General features: G+C 65.5%; 12 protein-coding genes. 7 read left to right on the top strand and 5 right to left on the bottom strand.

Annotated features, from left to right (window positions below; translation table 11 throughout):
• Window positions 1–5: 5 nt before the first annotated feature.
• The 3 genes from ARGLB_RS13875 to ARGLB_RS13865 are packed head-to-tail and all read right to left on the bottom strand — an operon-like array spanning window position 6 to window position 2,255.
• The gene (locus ARGLB_RS13875; protein ID WP_003803508.1) at window positions 6–1,175 is read right to left on the bottom strand and encodes a M20 family metallopeptidase; all 1,170 of its coding nucleotides are present in this window, start codon (window positions 1,173–1,175) and stop codon (window positions 6–8) included.
• A complete protein-coding gene (locus ARGLB_RS13870; RefSeq protein WP_003803506.1) occupies window positions 1,165–1,836 on the bottom strand; it encodes a DUF1028 domain-containing protein in 672 nt (223 codons plus the stop codon). The genes ARGLB_RS13875 and ARGLB_RS13870 overlap by 11 nt, the downstream gene beginning before the upstream one ends.
• Entirely contained in the window at window positions 1,833–2,255 is a 423-nt protein-coding gene (locus ARGLB_RS13865) for a RidA family protein (RefSeq protein WP_003803504.1), read from the bottom strand. The genes ARGLB_RS13870 and ARGLB_RS13865 overlap by 4 nt, the downstream gene beginning before the upstream one ends.
• Before the next feature lie 134 nt (window positions 2,256–2,389).
• On the opposite strand from ARGLB_RS13865, the gene ARGLB_RS13860 reads away from it, so the two are divergent.
• Window positions 2,390–3,304: a LysR substrate-binding domain-containing protein gene (locus ARGLB_RS13860; protein WP_003803502.1), complete on the top strand. Its 915-nt coding sequence runs from the start codon at window positions 2,390–2,392 to the stop codon at window positions 3,302–3,304.
• 216 nt (window positions 3,305–3,520) lie between these two features.
• On the top strand, window positions 3,521–4,879 hold the full coding sequence (locus ARGLB_RS13855; RefSeq protein WP_003803500.1) for an MFS transporter: 1,359 nt from the start codon (window positions 3,521–3,523) through the stop codon (window positions 4,877–4,879).
• Window positions 4,880–4,950: 71 nt separating this feature from the next.
• On the opposite strand, the gene ARGLB_RS13850 is transcribed toward ARGLB_RS13855, so the two are convergent.
• Together ARGLB_RS13850 and ARGLB_RS13845 are read right to left on the bottom strand one after the other, a co-directional pair.
• Window positions 4,951–5,559 carry a TetR/AcrR family transcriptional regulator gene (locus tag ARGLB_RS13850; RefSeq protein ID WP_003803497.1) on the bottom strand — a complete coding sequence of 203 codons (609 nt, stop codon included), beginning with the start codon at window positions 5,557–5,559 and terminating at the stop codon, window positions 4,951–4,953.
• Between the two features lie 105 nt (window positions 5,560–5,664).
• On the bottom strand, window positions 5,665–7,719 hold the full coding sequence (locus tag ARGLB_RS13845; RefSeq protein WP_003803495.1) for a primary-amine oxidase: 2,055 nt from the start codon (window positions 7,717–7,719) through the stop codon (window positions 5,665–5,667).
• Window positions 7,720–7,838: 119 nt separating this feature from the next.
• Here ARGLB_RS13845 and ARGLB_RS13840 point away from each other — a divergent pair, with 119 nt between their 5' ends.
• The 5 genes from ARGLB_RS13840 to ARGLB_RS13820 all read left to right on the top strand — a co-directional run bounded on the left by ARGLB_RS13840 (window position 7,839) and on the right by ARGLB_RS13820 (window position 14,610).
• The gene (locus ARGLB_RS13840; protein ID WP_003803494.1) at window positions 7,839–8,321 is read left to right on the top strand and encodes a hypothetical protein; all 483 of its coding nucleotides are present in this window, start codon (window positions 7,839–7,841) and stop codon (window positions 8,319–8,321) included.
• 44 nt (window positions 8,322–8,365) lie between these two features.
• Entirely contained in the window at window positions 8,366–9,862 is a 1,497-nt protein-coding gene (locus ARGLB_RS13835; RefSeq protein ID WP_003803492.1) for an aldehyde dehydrogenase family protein, read from the top strand.
• Window positions 9,863–9,972: 110 nt separating this feature from the next.
• A complete protein-coding gene (locus ARGLB_RS13830) occupies window positions 9,973–11,394 on the top strand; it encodes a purine-cytosine permease family protein (RefSeq protein WP_003803491.1) in 1,422 nt (473 codons plus the stop codon).
• Between the two features lie 4 nt (window positions 11,395–11,398).
• On the top strand, window positions 11,399–13,072 hold the full coding sequence (locus ARGLB_RS13825; RefSeq protein ID WP_003803487.1) for an amidohydrolase: 1,674 nt from the start codon (window positions 11,399–11,401) through the stop codon (window positions 13,070–13,072).
• A gap of 29 nt (window positions 13,073–13,101) precedes the next feature.
• Window positions 13,102–14,610 (top strand): APC family permease, encoded by a 1,509-nt coding sequence (locus ARGLB_RS13820; protein WP_003803485.1) that lies wholly within the window; start codon window positions 13,102–13,104, stop codon window positions 14,608–14,610.
• Window positions 14,611–14,666: the final 56 nt, after the last annotated feature.

Raw genomic sequence — 14,666 nt, 5'->3', positions numbered from 1 at the left:
ACCGGCTACCGCGCGGACACGTAGTCCAGCGCAGTAAGCGCCAGAGCCGCAGCGCCGTCATGGATGGCACGGTTGGCTGCCTCTCCAACGCAGTGGGCGGCGAACTCGGGTTGGTGGTTGGCCGCAGGGAAGCAGCCGAGCCCGATATAGGGGTGGATGGCCGGAACCACTTGGGACACGTTTCCCATGTCGGTTGAGGCCCGGTTCATGGTCGCCTGCTCCGGCGGGGCATTGAAGTCCCTGCCAAGTGATTCCGCATGCGTGACATACAGCCCCAGCGCCCGCAGGTCCGTACGGAACTCCGAGTAGGGTTCCGACTCCGGCGTGACCGATAACTCGCAGCCGGACGCGAGCGCCCCGGCCTCGAAGCAGCGGTGGACCCGCTCTTCCAGATTGCCCAACTGGGCAAGCGACTCAGCACGGACGTACCAGCGGCCCTCGGTCTTTTCAGGTATGGCGTTGGGCGCTTCGCCGCCGCGGGTCTGGATGCCGTGGACGCGGGTGCCGGCGGGCAGTTGCTGGCGGAGGAGCCCCAGGGCAACCTGGGCGACGATGAACGCGTCGTTGGCATTGACGCCCCGGTCAGGATACGCGGCGGCATGAGCAGACTTACCCCGGTATTCCACGTGGGTGTGGGCCACGGCGTAGGGGCGGGCCTCGGCGGAGTCGACGGGGCTTGGATGCGCCATCATGGCCAGATCCAACCCAAGGAAGGCACCCTTCTTGAGTAACTCGATCTTCCCGCCGCCGCCTTCCTCGGCCGGCGTTCCGTAGAGTTCCACGGTGAGGTCCCGCTCGGCGGCAAACTCTGCCAACGCAACAGCGGCACCGCATGAGATGGCGGTAATGATGTTGTGGCCGCACGCGTGCCCGAGGCCGGGTAGTGCGTCGTACTCGGCCATGAGCCCGATGCGCCGTGCGCCGTTTCCGAAGACGGCCCGTATCGCGGTGGGGAAGCCCATGTACTCCTTCTCCACCTCGAATCCGTGCGACGCCAGGTAGTCAGCGGTCCACTCTGCTGCGCGGTGTTCCTGCCAGCCGAGTTCCGGGTTGGCGTGAAGTGTCTCGGAGAGCCGGGTCAGGGCCGCGTGCTGTGCGCCGACGGCATCGAGGACCCGACCGCGCTGTCCGGGCAGGTATGCCGGACTCATCGCGATAGCAGATTCAGCGTTCATCGCCCGCCACTCCATAACCAACGGAAGACGCCGGGTCCAGCCCGCGAATCACATAGTCCTGCCGCTGCGGGAGCCAGACCTGCAGGAGTTGCTCGAGCTCTGCGATCGGGTCCTCATGCCAGTCCACCCGCAGGTCGGTGTCGCGCCACCCGTGGCCGGAGACCACCGAGAGGCCGGCCGAGCGCACCGGCCCAGCCTCTCCGCCGGCTGCCTCGGCGGCACGAAGGGCGGCCATGAGCCGCACTTCCAGTTCCCCCGAGGTGGCTTCAAATGCGTCGCAGAGGGCCTGGGCAACGCCCGGATGCGCGAGCAGGTTGCCGGCGGCAACACTGTTTCGGCTGCTGCCCTCGCCGAACACGCCCAGGGTGTGTCCTCCGCTGAACACTGCGGACCCGCCTTTGGCGTCCAGGACCACCAGCTGCCGGTAGTCCACCGCAGGTGATTCACGTACGACGGCGCCAATCGCCTCTTGCGCTGAATGGCCCGCCTGCAGCCGGTCAAGTAGCGCATGGCCCAGCCGGGGATCGGTGATGTTCTGGGAGCTGACTGCGCCGACGCCGTCACGCAGGTGCGCGCAGCGTGCGGCGACGGCGGGCGAGGACGAGGAGACGGCAATGCCAAACCTGCCTTGCCCGTCTGTGGCAGCGATGCTGAAGGTCATGCCTGTCCCTCCGCCGAGAGCACTGCTGTGGCGTCAATTTCCACGAGCCATTCCGGGCGCGCCAGTGCCTGGACAACGATTCCGGTAGATACGGGGAACACGCCCTTGAGCCATCGGCCCATGGTCCGGTAGACCGTTTCCCGGTAGCGCGGATCGACGAGGTAGACGGTCACCTTGACGATGTCTTCGAGGCTGCTGCCGGCCTCCTTAAGCAGCATGTCGATGTTGGCCATGGCCCTTTCCGTCTGGGCTTCGACGTCGCCGATACCTACAGATTCCCGCGTCTCCAGATCCTGTCCGATCTGGCCCCGAAGATAGACCACGCCGTTGGCGACCACTGCCTGGCAGAGATCGTTGTCCAGGTTCTGCTCGGGGTAGGTGTCTTTCGTATTAAACGTGCGGATACGCTGGTGCTTCACGTGGCTGCTGCCTTTCAGTCCTGTTTCGGGCGGATGCTCGTATCCTTCAGCTTCCTGTGACGGTCTGGATCTGTCCAACAGTTCTTTCAGAAGGATTGCATCGGTAATTGCGATGCAGGGGGTATCCTCGTCCCATGGATGTGACACTCACCCAATTGCGCTACTTCGTGGAAGCGGCGGCGCAGCTGTCCATGACGGGCGCGGCTGCACGGCTCAACGTGGCGCAGTCCGCCGTATCCGCTGCGATCGCCCAGCTGGAGCGCCATGTCGGAACGCAGTTCTTCATCAGGCAGCGCTCCAAAGGTCTGGTGCTGACGCCCGCCGGCGAGCTCTTTGTTCGTGATGCCCAGGCGATCCTCGCGCAGGTTGAAGAAAGCATCGATCACGCCCGCGGAGAGCACCAGAGCGTTGCCGGCCGGATCCGCATTGCATGTTTCAGCACCCTTGCGCCGTTCCTGCTCCCTGGCGTCCTGACCAGGCTGCGGGAAGACCATCCGGCCCTTGAAACGGAAGTCATCGAGACCGATACCCTGGGCTGCATCAATGCCTTGCTCAGCGGTCAGGCAGATCTGGCGCTGTGCTACGACCTTGACCTGCCGGACGTCATTGCCACATCCGTGGTGGATACGGTCAGGCCCTATGTGGCGCTTCCCCCGGACCACAAACTCGCCGGGGCGGAGAGCGTTGCATTGTCGGCGCTGAGCGGCGAGTCATTCGTGTTGCTGGACCTGCCCCACACCCGCGACCTCATGCTTTCCATCGCCCGTCTGGGCGGCCAGGAGCCGGACATCCGGTTCCGCTCGGCCAGCTATGAAACCGTACGCACATTCGTGGCCCGGGGACTGGGCTATTCAATCCTTCACCAGCGGCCCCAGCATCAGATGACGTACGACGGCGGCCAGCTGGCCGCCGTCGAAATCCGCGACGAAGTGCCTGAACTGAAGACTGTGCTGGCCCACCTGAAGTCCCACCGCCCAACAGCGAGGGTCCGGGCGGTAGCCCAGGCCGTAAGACACCAAATAGTGGCGGCCAGGTCCGCACGCTCCTAAGGCGGCGGCGGACAACTGCATCTGCTCAGCAGATACAGTTCGCATCTAAAATCTATTCGACAGATTGTTCGACGCCATTCGACAATGGTTATGCCAGCATTCGGGCGTGACCCAACTCACGCATTCTGGTGGCGCAGCTCTGCAGGCCGTCAACGTCGACCGCCGTGGGCTCGCTCTCCCCATCCCAGCATCGGATCTTTTCCTCCAGGAGGAACTGTGAACACCAATAAAATCGAGGGGCAGATCAGCCGGAAGGGCTTGCGCACCAGCGTTACTGCCGGTTCCATCGGCGTCTTCGTCCACTGGTTTGAGTGGGCCATCTACGCCTATCTCGCCTCCACCATCGCGGTCGTCTTCTTCCCCCGGCAGGACAGCACGGCAGCGCTGCTTTCCGTCTTCGCGGTCTTCGCCATCAGCTTCGGCGTCCGTCCGTTGGGCGCCCTCGTCTTCGGAACACTGGGCGACAGGATCGGGCGTAAGAAGACTCTGTCCATCGTCATCCTCTCCATGAGCGCGGCGACGCTGGTGGTCGGGCTCCTGCCTACCTACGACGCGATCGGCCTGTGGGCGCCCGTCCTGCTCGTCGCGGCCCGCGTGGTGCAGGGGCTCGCCGCGGGCGGCGAGTTCGGCAGCGCGGCGGCCTTCCTCGCAGAATACTCGCCCAGAAAACACCGCGGATTCGGTGTCAGCTGGCTCGAGTTCGGCAGCCTCCTGGGCTTCCTGGCGGCGTCGCTGGTGGTCTTCGTCCTGACCAGCGTCATGGACGCCCAAACCATTGCCGACGGCGGCTGGCGGATTCCTTTCCTGATCGCAGTTCCGATGGGCATCATCGGCTTCTACATCCGTTCCAAGATTGAAGACACCCCCGAGTTCCGCTCACTCGAGCAGCTGGACAACGTCCCCCAAAGCCCGGTCAAGGAGGTCTTCACCCGGCACTGGAAGCAGCTCCTGCAGATGAGCGGCCTGGAAATCATGATGCACGTGACCTTCTACGTGGTGCTCGTTTACCTCCTGACCTACCAGGAGAAGGTCCTGGGCTTCGACGCCGGCACGGCCGCCCTGCTCTCCACCGCCGCATCCGTGGCCGGGCTCATCCTTGTACCGTTGGTGGGCGCGCTGTCTGACCGGATCGGCCGGAAGCCAGTGCTCATCGCCGCGGCCATTTCCCTGGTGGTGCTGGCATATCCGCTGTTCCTGATCATGCACTCCGGCACGTCCTGGGCGGGCATCGTCAGCACCATCGGGCTGGGCATCATTTTGGCCCTTATTCTCGGAGTCCATGCGGCAGCGGCAGCGGAACTCTTCCCCACCCGGACGCGGCAGACCGGCCTCTCGGTCGCCTACAGCGTCACCGCGGCCATCTTTGCCGGCACCGTGCCGTACGTCCTGACCTGGCTCATTGCCCAGACCGGCAACGAAATGATGCCTGCCTTCTACCTCATTCTCGTTGGCCTGGTTGGGCTGGCTGCCGTACTGAGCATGAAGGAAAGCAAAGGCAAGGACCTTCTGGGAGAAGAGGACATCCAGACGGCACCCCGCCAAACCGCGCCGGCAGACACGCGTATTCGTCACTGACATAACCAGCAAGCAAATTCGTAGCCCGCGGCTCAGAATCTGAAGCCCGGGCTACGGCCGTGTCCGGTGCCTCAAGAGCCAGGCTGGCCGGACGCGAGCCGCGCCAGCGCCCGCTCCACCAGATGACGCTGGCGCGAGCCTGTGACGGCATCCGGATCCAGCATGGCGGTCACGTGCAGGCCCATCATGATGTTCAGCAGCTCATCGGCGACCGCATCCGCATCAGCCAAAGGTTCGCATTCGCCGTCGTGCTCTGCCTGGGCGAGGAAGCCCATCACCAGGCCGCGCCAGTGCAGCAGTGCGTCCCGCCCGACGGCTCGCAGCGCGTCCTCCGTCTGCGCGCGCTGCCAGAAGGAGACCGCCACGCGAGCCTCGACCACGGTGAGGGGATCCGCCGGAATAATCTCCAGGCAGAGGCTGCGCAGCGCCGAAAGGCCCCGGCGGCCGGCAATGCCCGTGGCGATCCGTTCGTTGGTGCGCTGGCAGATCAGTTCGTACGAAGCCAGCAGCAGGGCGTCCTTATTGGGGAAATAATGGGCCAGCACGCCCGGTGCCGCGTACCCGCATTCCCGCGCAATGTCCCGCATGCTGGCGTTCTCGATGCCCTGCCCCGCGATCAACCGCCACGTGGTCTCGATGATGGAACGGCGCCGTTCCTGGTGATCGACCAAGCGGGGCATGCGGCTCCTTCGTTCGCGGTTCATGGCTGGACCGTGAGCACCCTACCACCGCGGGGACGCGCCTGCGTGCCCCCGCGGCCCGGGTCGGTCTCACTGCCCGCAGGTTCAGTGCCCGCAGTGGCCCTGCCCGCCGGTGTCAGGACCGGAATGCCCGACGGCGGTGCCTCCTGGGGCGGCATGTTCACGTTCGCTTCCGGTACCGCAGTGACCGGCAGCCGACGAGGGCACGTTCAGTGTTGGGTTCTCGTCGAAGAAGCCGTGCGGCTTCAGGGTGAAGCCGGTGGTGTCCACGGGCATGATGGGCCAGTCCTCCGGGCGGGGGAAGTGGGTCAATCCGAAGGAGTGCCACACCACCAGGTCCTGGCCGTCGATGTCGCGGTCCTGTGCCACGTAGGCGGGAAGCCCTGCGCCCCCCGGGTGTTGGTTGACGAAGTCGCCTGCCGCGTAAAGCTCCTCCTCTGCGTGCCGTGTGACCCACAGGTGGTGCCGGGCGAATGCGGCCCGGGACGCGATCGAGGAATCATCCGCCATGGCCAGGGTGGGGTTGCCTTCCGGGTAGAGCGTGTAGCCCACCGGGTGGCCCAGGTGGTTCAGCGAGTCCGGGTTGCTGATGTGCCAGACACGGCCCTTGGCGCCATCGGCGTCGCGCACGGCCTCCGATTCGCGGGCCAGCAGGGTGCGCTTCTGCGTGAAGGCATTCCCGTGGGGATTACCCGGGCCCTTCGGCAGGCGCACGAGGTCCAGTTCCTCAACACGGTTCGCGTCGCCGTCGATCATCATGTCCAGCCGGGCGCTGAAGAGGTGCTGGTGGTACGGAGCGCCAAGGCCCGGGGCGATCTCCGACGCGTAGGCGTAGTCCTTGTCCGGGAGCGCTGCCGTGAACACGATGCCCGTTGCCTTCGCTTCGAACTCGATGGTGCCATCCAGGTAGAGGTACCAGTAGAAGCCGTAGTCGTAGTTGCCCACGGTGGTGAAGAAGGAGACCACCAGGCGGCGGTTGCGGCGGACCTCGTCGGAGCCGGCCCACTCATCCGTGTGTTTCCACAGGATTCCTGCGTCTTCCTCATGGATGCAGATGCCGTTTTCGATGGTACGTGGATTGCCGAAGTCATCGGCCACCACGGGGGACATGTAGGTGATGTCGCCCAGGCAGTCGCAGCCGAGCCTGAGTGAGTTCGCGTCGCGGCCCACCAGGTATTCTCCGGAGTCGAAGTAGTTCTGCCAGCTCCTGTAGGGGGAGGGGTCGCCGTACGGGACCACCATTTCGGAGATCGACGCGCGGTGGATCACCGGGCGCCTCCGGCCCTTGTGGGAATGGTGGAGTTGGTGGAGCACCAGCCCTTCGCGGGCATCGAACCCGACGCGCAGGTCCCAGCCGGCCCAGGAAAGGTGGTTACCTTCCAGGGTGAAACTGGGGCCCTCGGGCTGCATGATCTCGATAGGCAACAGGTCCGTGCGGAGCTCGCCGCGGATCGCGGGGTCCGTGTAATTGCCGTTGACCTCCGGGACCGGGACCGGGCCGTCGTCGATCAGGTGGTTGACCCGCCGGTTCTCCACATCAACGAAGGCCACCAGACCGTCGATCGGATGCGCCCACGGGTGGTCTGCGGGGTGGTCCTGGCGGAATCCGAGGCCACGCAGAAGCCGCTTGCCTTCCTCATTCCCGTACTCGAAGACGCCCGCCGAGAGGGGAGCGACGCGCACCTGTGCCGGGGTCAGGCCGCGGGCTGTAAGGGCTGCGTTCCACTGCGGATCTTCGGCCAGGATGTCCTCGATGATCCCGAATTCCTCCAGGAGAACCGGCAGTTGGCCGTCGGCTTCCGGGTTGAGTTCACGCCTGTCGACGACGAGGCCGGTGGCCAGGGAGAGGCGGACGTCGAGGGACCGTGACTGGGCGGCGTCCCAGAGCATGGCCCGGACCAGGCGGGCGGCACCGGTGACGTCACCTTGGCGGGTGGTCTTCGGGGGCTCGATCAGACCGAGGTAGGCGAAGCGGGTGGACTCGCCCACGAGGCCGGCCTCTGCCAAAATCCGGCGGGCCTCATGGATTTCCTCGGCCGAGAGCTGCTCAAGCGGGTGCTGCGCTGCGGCGTGCACCAGCGTGGCCGGCACCGGCGGGTCCTGCACCAGCGGAGTCGAGGGGGTGGTCTGAAGGGTCATGGCACTTCCTGAAGTCGAATTTTGATGGTACAACTGTTCAACCAACGCTTTGATGTTACCCACCTCACAAGCCCGGCGTAAAGTCCTGATCCACATCGCGCCGGCAGCCAGGAGAAATCATGGACCAGCGCACCGGCCCTCGCCTTGGGCGCTTCCCGAGTGCCCCCGTTCCAGCAGGCATCGTTCCGGCGGGCCTCGTCGGCACCGTCGCTGCGGCCAGTGCCGGTGCCCACGTGGTGGCGGCCGCCAGCGGTCCGGCTGGTGCGATGGCCTGGTGGATGGCCGCCATGGGTGCCGCCTGCCTGGCCTGTGCAGCACCGATGGTGGGCGGGCGGCTCTGCGCCGGACGTGCTGCCGGGCACCTGTTGGCGATGAGTGCCGCCATGATCCTCATCCATCTGGTCCTGCTGGTGGCGCCGGGCGCCGCGGGCCATCACGGCAATGATGGCCCCGCATCATTGCCGGGCCATGAGCAGGCCATGCTCACCCTCATCGCCGTTGAACTGCTTTGCCTCATGGGCGCTTCAGCGGCCCTCCGCCTGACCCGGGGCAAGCCGCCCGGAACTGGCGGCGCCGCAGTCCCTGCCGCCGTCGAACATTAACAGCCCACGTACTGAACCGCCCTCGAAAACCCCCAGGAGCCACTATGAGCAGCACTTCCGCCACGCTTTCCCTTGACTGGCACGGCCGGGCAAACGCCCTTGCCATCGACGGCAGGGCCTTTATCGACGGCCGCCGCACAACCGCCAGCGGGCAGCATTCGCGGCCCACCACCAGTCCCATTGATGGCCGCGTCCTCGCCGAGTTGGCTGCGGGCGGTCCCGCCGACGTCGATCGTGCGGTCGCCGCCGCGCGGCGCGCGTTCCCGTCGTGGTCCCGCACGGGGGCCGAAAGGCGAAAGGGGGTGCTGCTGGCGCTGGCCGCGCTGATGGAGCGGCATGCCGACGAGCTGGCACTCCTGGAGACACTGGACAGCGGGAAGCCGATCCTGCAGACCACCACCGTGGATGTGCCCGGTGCCATTTCCACGCTGCGCTGGTACGCGGAGGCGGCCGACAAGCAGGGCGGGGAACTGCCTGCCGTCCCGCCCGGGGCTACCGCCTTGGTGACGCGCGAGCCGTTGGGCGTGGTGGCCGCCATTGTTCCGTGGAACTTCCCGCTCGAAATTGCAGTCTGGAAGCTGGCTCCGGCGCTTGCCGCCGGAAACACACTCGTGCTCAAGCCGGCCGAGCAGACGTCCCTGAGCGTGTTGCGCCTCGCCGAATTGGCCACTGAAGCCGGGCTGCCGGACGGAGTCCTGAACATCGTCACGGGCACGGGCCGGGAAGTTGGCGCGGCGCTGGCGCACCACATGGACGTCGACGCCTTGGCGTTCACCGGCTCGACCGCCGTCTCCCGGACTCTGCTGGCGGCCTCCGGTCAGAGCAATCTCAAACGGCTCAGCCTCGAAGCCGGGGGCAAGAGTTCCAACCTCGTCTTTGCGGACACGGCCGACCTCGCCACGGCCGCAGCAAAGGCAGCCTTCGGCGCCTTCTACAACCAGGGGCAAGTCTGTTCTGCCAACTCGCGGATCCTCGTCCAGCGCGGTGTCCACGACGAGTTCGCTGCGTTGCTGGCCGACGCTGCGGCCGCCTTTCGGCCGGAGGATCCTCTCGCAGGCCTGGCAGGAAACGGTGCGCTGACCAGCAGCGCACATACTGACAGCGTTGAGCGCTGGATCGTGCGCGGCCGCGCCGAAGGTGAGGTGCTTTTCGGAGGTGAACGGCGCGAGATCCGGGGCTCTGACGCCTACCTCGAGCCTACGCTGCTGGGTGGCCTTGGGGCCGGTCACGATGTCCACCGCGAGGAGATCTTCGGACCCGTGGCTGTGTTGCACGCCTTCGACACCGAGGACGAGGCGGTGCGGCTGGCGAATGCCACAGACTATGGGTTGGCGGCGTCCTTGTGGACCTCGGACCTGTCCCGGGCCCACCGGGTGGCGGGGGAGTTGCTCGCCGGAACGGTCTCCGTGAACACTGCGGACGCGCTGGGCAACACCACGCCTTTCGGGGGCTTCAAGCAGTCCGGATTCGGCCGCGATCTGTCCCTGCACGCCTTCGACAACTACACGGCGCCAAAAACCACATGGATCCAGTTCGGCTGACCAAGTGCATCTGAAAAAACGCTGATGTTCATCGTCATTCTTTAGTTTACGTGATGCAATTCACGAGCCTACGCTGCAAGCATCCCTCCACAGCCATAAGGACACCCTCCATGAAATCGATGCTCCGTTCCGGGCTTTTCGAAATCGAACAAGAGTCCATCGCTCCCATCCCAGCCGAAGCGCGGCACGGCCGCTCCCGGGAGCTCTTCACCATCTGGTTCGGCATGAACATGACCCCGCTGACGGTTGTCACCGGCGCGACGGCCACCACGCTCCTTGGCCTTCCCATGGTCAGCTCCATCATCGCAATCCTGCTGGGGCACGCACTCGGCGGCATCGGCATGGCATTGCACGCCGCGCAGGGGCCGCAACTCGGTGTTCCGCAGATGTTGCAGGCCCGCGGCCAGTTCGGTTCACGCGGCGCCAGCCTGATCGTGCTCGTGGCGATCCTGATGTTCGTGGGGTACTTCTCCTCGAACCTGATCGTCTCTGCGGATTCGATCACCGCTCTGCTGCCCGAAGCCGGCGGAACCGCCATGATCATCGGTTGCGCCGTTCTCAGCTTCGTCATCGCGGCCTTCGGCTACAACCTGGTCCGGAAGGTGACGGCATTCGGCGCCTATATCGTGGGCGCCCTGGTGCTCGTGTCCTTTGCTGCCCTGTTGGCAGGGGGCGACTTTTGGGCCCGGATGAACCATGGTGAATTCACCTGGACGGGCTTCCTGGCCATGCTGGCCATCGGCATCGTATGGCAACTGACGTACGCGCCGTATGTTTCGGATTACTCGCGCTACATGCCGGCCAGGTCTGGCACGCGGGGGGCTTTCTGGGGCACCTACCTCGGCTGTGTGGTTTCCAGTGCCCTGTTAATGATTCTCGGGGCCGGCGTCGGCATAGCAGTAGGTGGCGTGGATACGATGACCGGGCTCAACGGCATCCTCGGTCCAGTGCTTGGTGCCGCAGTCCTGGTGGGTTTCGCCTTGGTGGCCGCCGCCGGAAACTCCGTGAACGCCTACTGCAGCGCCCTGTGCGCCTTGACCCTCGTTGAGACCTTTGCCAGCGGCTGGCGTCCCGGGGCCAAAGCCCGCCTGGTGACCTCGCTGGTGCTGCACGTTCTCGGCGTGACCCTGGCCTTGGCTGCGGCCACGAGCTTTGCGTCGTCCTATTTCAGTTTCCTCAGCGTGCTGCTGTACGTGCTGATCCCGTGGTCCGCCGTCAACCTGGTGGACTACTATGTCATCCGCCACGGCTCCTACGCGGTGGACGAGTTCTACGCCGCCGATGGCGGCCGGTACGGGCGCTGGAATGCCGGCTCCCTGATTGTCTTTGGCATCGGGGTTCTTGCCCAGATCCCGTTCATGGCCACTCCCTTGTACACGGGTGCCGCGGCAGAGGCCATGGGCGGCATCGACGTTGCCTGGCTCGTGGGACTCGGTGTCAGTTCTCTTGCCTACATGGTGATCGCCCGCACCGCGCCGGCTTTGGTGCGCCTGAATTCCGGGTCCGCTGAACCTCAAGTCCTTGGAAAGTAGCAACATGACCCACGCAGATTGGATCTTCTCCAACGGTCCGGTCCACACCATGGACCCTGACCATCCCCGCACTGACGCCGTTGCTGTTGCTGACGGCAAAATCGTTGCCCTTGGTGCCGACGCCGCATCGTGGCGCGGGCCCGCTACCGAGTTCATTGACCTGGCCGGGAAAGCCCTGCTCCCCGGCTTCCAGGACGCGCACGTGCACCCCCTTGCGGGCGGCCTGCAGCTGCTCGGCTGCGACCTCTCCGGCGTCCATTCCTTGGAAGCGTACCGCACGCTGATAGCGGACTACGCCCGTGCCAACCCAACCGCAGAGTGGGTACAGGGGGCGGGCTGGTACGGAGACGTGTTCGACGGCGGCTTCCCGCACCGGGCGCTGCTGGACGAGCTCGTACCAGACCGGCCCGTGTTCCTGATCAGCCATGACGGACACGGTGCCTGGGTGAATTCGCGTGCGCTCGAGCTTGCCGGAATCACTGACACCACGTCCAATCCGGACGGGGGCATCATCGCCCGTGACGGGGCGGGCACCGCGACGGGCATGCTCATCGAGCACGCCGCCGACCTCGTCTCCGCACTGATTCCGGAACCGGACAAACACCACATCCGCCGTGCGCTCCTCTCCGCCCAGGCCTATCTGCACTCGCTGGGAGTCACCGCCTGGCAGGATGCGGCCGTCGGGCAGGCCTTAGGCATGCCCGACTCATTCGAGCATTACCTGGCCTTGGAATTGGATGGCCTGCTGACCGCCACCGTGACCGGGGCGCTGTGGTGGCGCCGGGACCTCGGGCTTGAGCAGCTGGAGCTGTTCAGGGAACGCAGAGCGCGGGCGGGCGGACGCTTCCGGGCCACGGCCGTGAAGATCATGGTGGACGGCGTCTGCGAAAACCTCACCGCAGCCATGACCAGGCCCTACAAAGGCCATCCCCACGAAGTCGGGATGAGCCTGATCGAACCGGAGGAGCTGGCCCGGATCACCCGGGCAGCGGACGCGGAGGGCTTCGACCTGCACTTGCACGCCGTGGGCGACCAAGCGGTCCGCGACTGCATCAATGCGCTGGACCTGCCCCGTCGGAAGGGCTGGGACCCACGCCACCAGATAGCGCACCTGGACCTCGTGGACCCCGCCGACGTCGCCCGCTTCGCGGCGAGCGGCGCCATCGCCAACATCCAACCGCTTTGGGCGCGGCAGGACCCGGTGCTGGTGGAAACCAAACTGCCCTACCTGGATGAAGCACACCAGCGGGTGCATTTTGCCTTCGAGACGTTGCGCCGCGCCGGCGTCGAACTGGCCATAGGCAGCGACTGGCCGGTGTCCAGTCCGGACCCGCTGTGGGGCATCCACACTGCAGTGAACCGCACCGCCCCTCCCGCTGACCCGCATGCCCGCGACGCCCGTTCGCAAAACGAACCGCTGCTTCCTGCAGAGGCCATCACCCTCGCGACGGCGCTGGCCGCCCACACCACCGGAGCCGCGCGCGCCAACCGTCTCGACGCCGGGCGGGGCGCCATACGAGTCGGCCTGGCCGCCGACTTGGTGGTGCTCGACGCCGATCCGCATGCCGTTGAGGCCACAGCCCTCGGCGGAATCGGCGTCGAACTCACACTCGCCGAAGGCCGCGCCGTGTACAGCCGCGTCCACGACGGCGCCCTTCCCACCCTTCTTGCGCAGTAGCAAACTTAAGCAGTAGCAAAGGACCGATCATGGATCAGCCAATAGCCTCAACGCGCCTTGCCCACGAGCAAAGCCAGCATCTGCAGAAATCCCTGGGCCGCTTCGACATCCTGTTGCTGGTGGTCGCGGCCGTCATCTCGGTGGAGGTCCTGGGCCAGGTCTCCGGGTTTGGCGGGGAAACCTTCACCTGGACCCTCATCCTGGCCGTCACGTTCATGGTCCCTTATGGCCTGATATTTGCCGAAACCGGCGGCGCGTTCACCGAGGAAGGTGGCGTGTACGTGTGGACCAAGATGGCCTTCGGCCGCGTCGTGGCGGCCATCACGTCGCTTTTCACCTGGGTCACGCAGCCTGTTTGGGTGGGCGGCGCCATGGCGTTCGTGGCAGTGGAAACGTGGTCCGAATATGTGGGCCATGTGGAGGCCGGCAGCCTAAGCGACTACCTCTTCAAGCTGGTATTCATCTGGATCACGGTGACCTCAGCCATCGTCAGTTTGAAACACGGTAAATGGCTGCCGTCACTCGGAGCCATCCTCAAGGTCGCGTTTCTGACCTTCTTCCTTATCGTCACCATGGTCTACGGGCTGCAGCACGGTTTCAACGGACTCGAACTCGGCTTCTTCTCACCCACCTTGGCCGGCTTCCTTGGCGTCACCCCGCTGCTGCTTTTCTCCTTCCTTGGCTTCGAATCCGGCAACAGCGCCGCGGGGGAGATGAAGAACCCGGCCAAGGATGTTCCCATCTCGGTTGCCCGCTCCTCCATGATCGCCGCCGCGAGTTACCTCCTGCCGATCCTGGCCATCCTGCTGGTGGTGCCGCTCGACCAGATCACGGGCATCGGCGGGCTGTTCGGTGCAGTGGCTACCGTCTACACGGTGTTCGGCCCGGCCGCTGAGGTCATGCTGGCCATTTCAGCGGTGGTCTTCTGCTTCGTCCTTGTGTCGCAGGGCGCAGCATGGATGATTATCAGCGATCGCATGCAAGCCATGGCAGCCGCCGACGGCTCCTTCTTCGGAGGCTTCTTCGGCCGCTTCCATCCCAAGCTGGGCACGCCGATCCGCGTCAACACGCTCTCCGGGGCGGTTGCCACGCTGTTCATGCTCGCGGCAATGCAGCTCAGCGGGACCAGCAGCGCACTGTTCGGCGTGGTCCTGGCCATCGCCATCTCAACGTTCCTGCTCAGCTACCTTCTTGCTGTCCCTGCCGCTGTCCGGCTGCGGAGCAAGTACCCCCTCGCCGACCGGCCGTTCAGGGTTCCGGTCTCGGACACCGGTTTCCGTATCTTGGGTGCCATTTGCTTCGTCTGGATCCTGATCGGCTCGTGGGTGGCGATCTTCCCCGGAACACTCGAGGTCCTCTTCGGCCTGGAGTACGACTTCGAGGCAACCTGGGGCGTCTCGCAGTTCACCTTCGAGGCCTTCGCGCTCGGCACACTCGGATGCATCCTTGCCTTGGGCCTTGTTGGTTATGCCCGCGGCAAGAAGGTCCGCGACGCTGTGGCACCCGTGAGCGCGACCGCTGAGCTGATCAACGACTAACCCATGGGAGCGAACGACGGCGGCGGGTCACCGCGGGTTCTCATGGAACTCGTGAG

Origin of the sequence: Arthrobacter globiformis NBRC 12137 (genome assembly GCF_000238915.1) — a bacterium.
GTDB lineage: Bacteria > Actinomycetota > Actinomycetes > Actinomycetales > Micrococcaceae > Arthrobacter > Arthrobacter globiformis.
The sequence above is the reverse complement of the archived record's forward strand: the minus strand, read 5'-3'. Positions and strand labels throughout refer to the sequence as shown.

Bases quoted from the DNA above. Each gene is read 5' to 3' on its own strand.
- ARGLB_RS13875 (WP_003803508.1), bottom strand. From the start codon at position 1,175: ATGAACGCTGAATCTGCTATCGCGATGAGTCCGGCATACCTGCCCGGA.
- ARGLB_RS13870 (WP_003803506.1), bottom strand. From the start codon at position 1,836: ATGACCTTCAGCATCGCTGCCACAGACGGGCAAGGCAGGTTTGGCATT.
- ARGLB_RS13860 (WP_003803502.1), top strand. From the start codon at position 2,390: ATGGATGTGACACTCACCCAATTGCGCTACTTCGTGGAAGCGGCGGCG.
- ARGLB_RS13850 (WP_003803497.1), bottom strand. From the start codon at position 5,559: ATGCCCCGCTTGGTCGATCACCAGGAACGGCGCCGTTCCATCATCGAG.
- ARGLB_RS13845 (WP_003803495.1), bottom strand. From the start codon at position 7,719: ATGACCCTTCAGACCACCCCCTCGACTCCGCTGGTGCAGGACCCGCCG.
- ARGLB_RS13840 (WP_003803494.1), top strand. From the start codon at position 7,839: ATGGACCAGCGCACCGGCCCTCGCCTTGGGCGCTTCCCGAGTGCCCCC.
- ARGLB_RS13835 (WP_003803492.1), top strand. From the start codon at position 8,366: ATGAGCAGCACTTCCGCCACGCTTTCCCTTGACTGGCACGGCCGGGCA.
- ARGLB_RS13830 (WP_003803491.1), top strand. From the start codon at position 9,973: ATGAAATCGATGCTCCGTTCCGGGCTTTTCGAAATCGAACAAGAGTCC.
- ARGLB_RS13825 (WP_003803487.1), top strand. From the start codon at position 11,399: ATGACCCACGCAGATTGGATCTTCTCCAACGGTCCGGTCCACACCATG.
- ARGLB_RS13820 (WP_003803485.1), top strand. From the start codon at position 13,102: ATGGATCAGCCAATAGCCTCAACGCGCCTTGCCCACGAGCAAAGCCAG.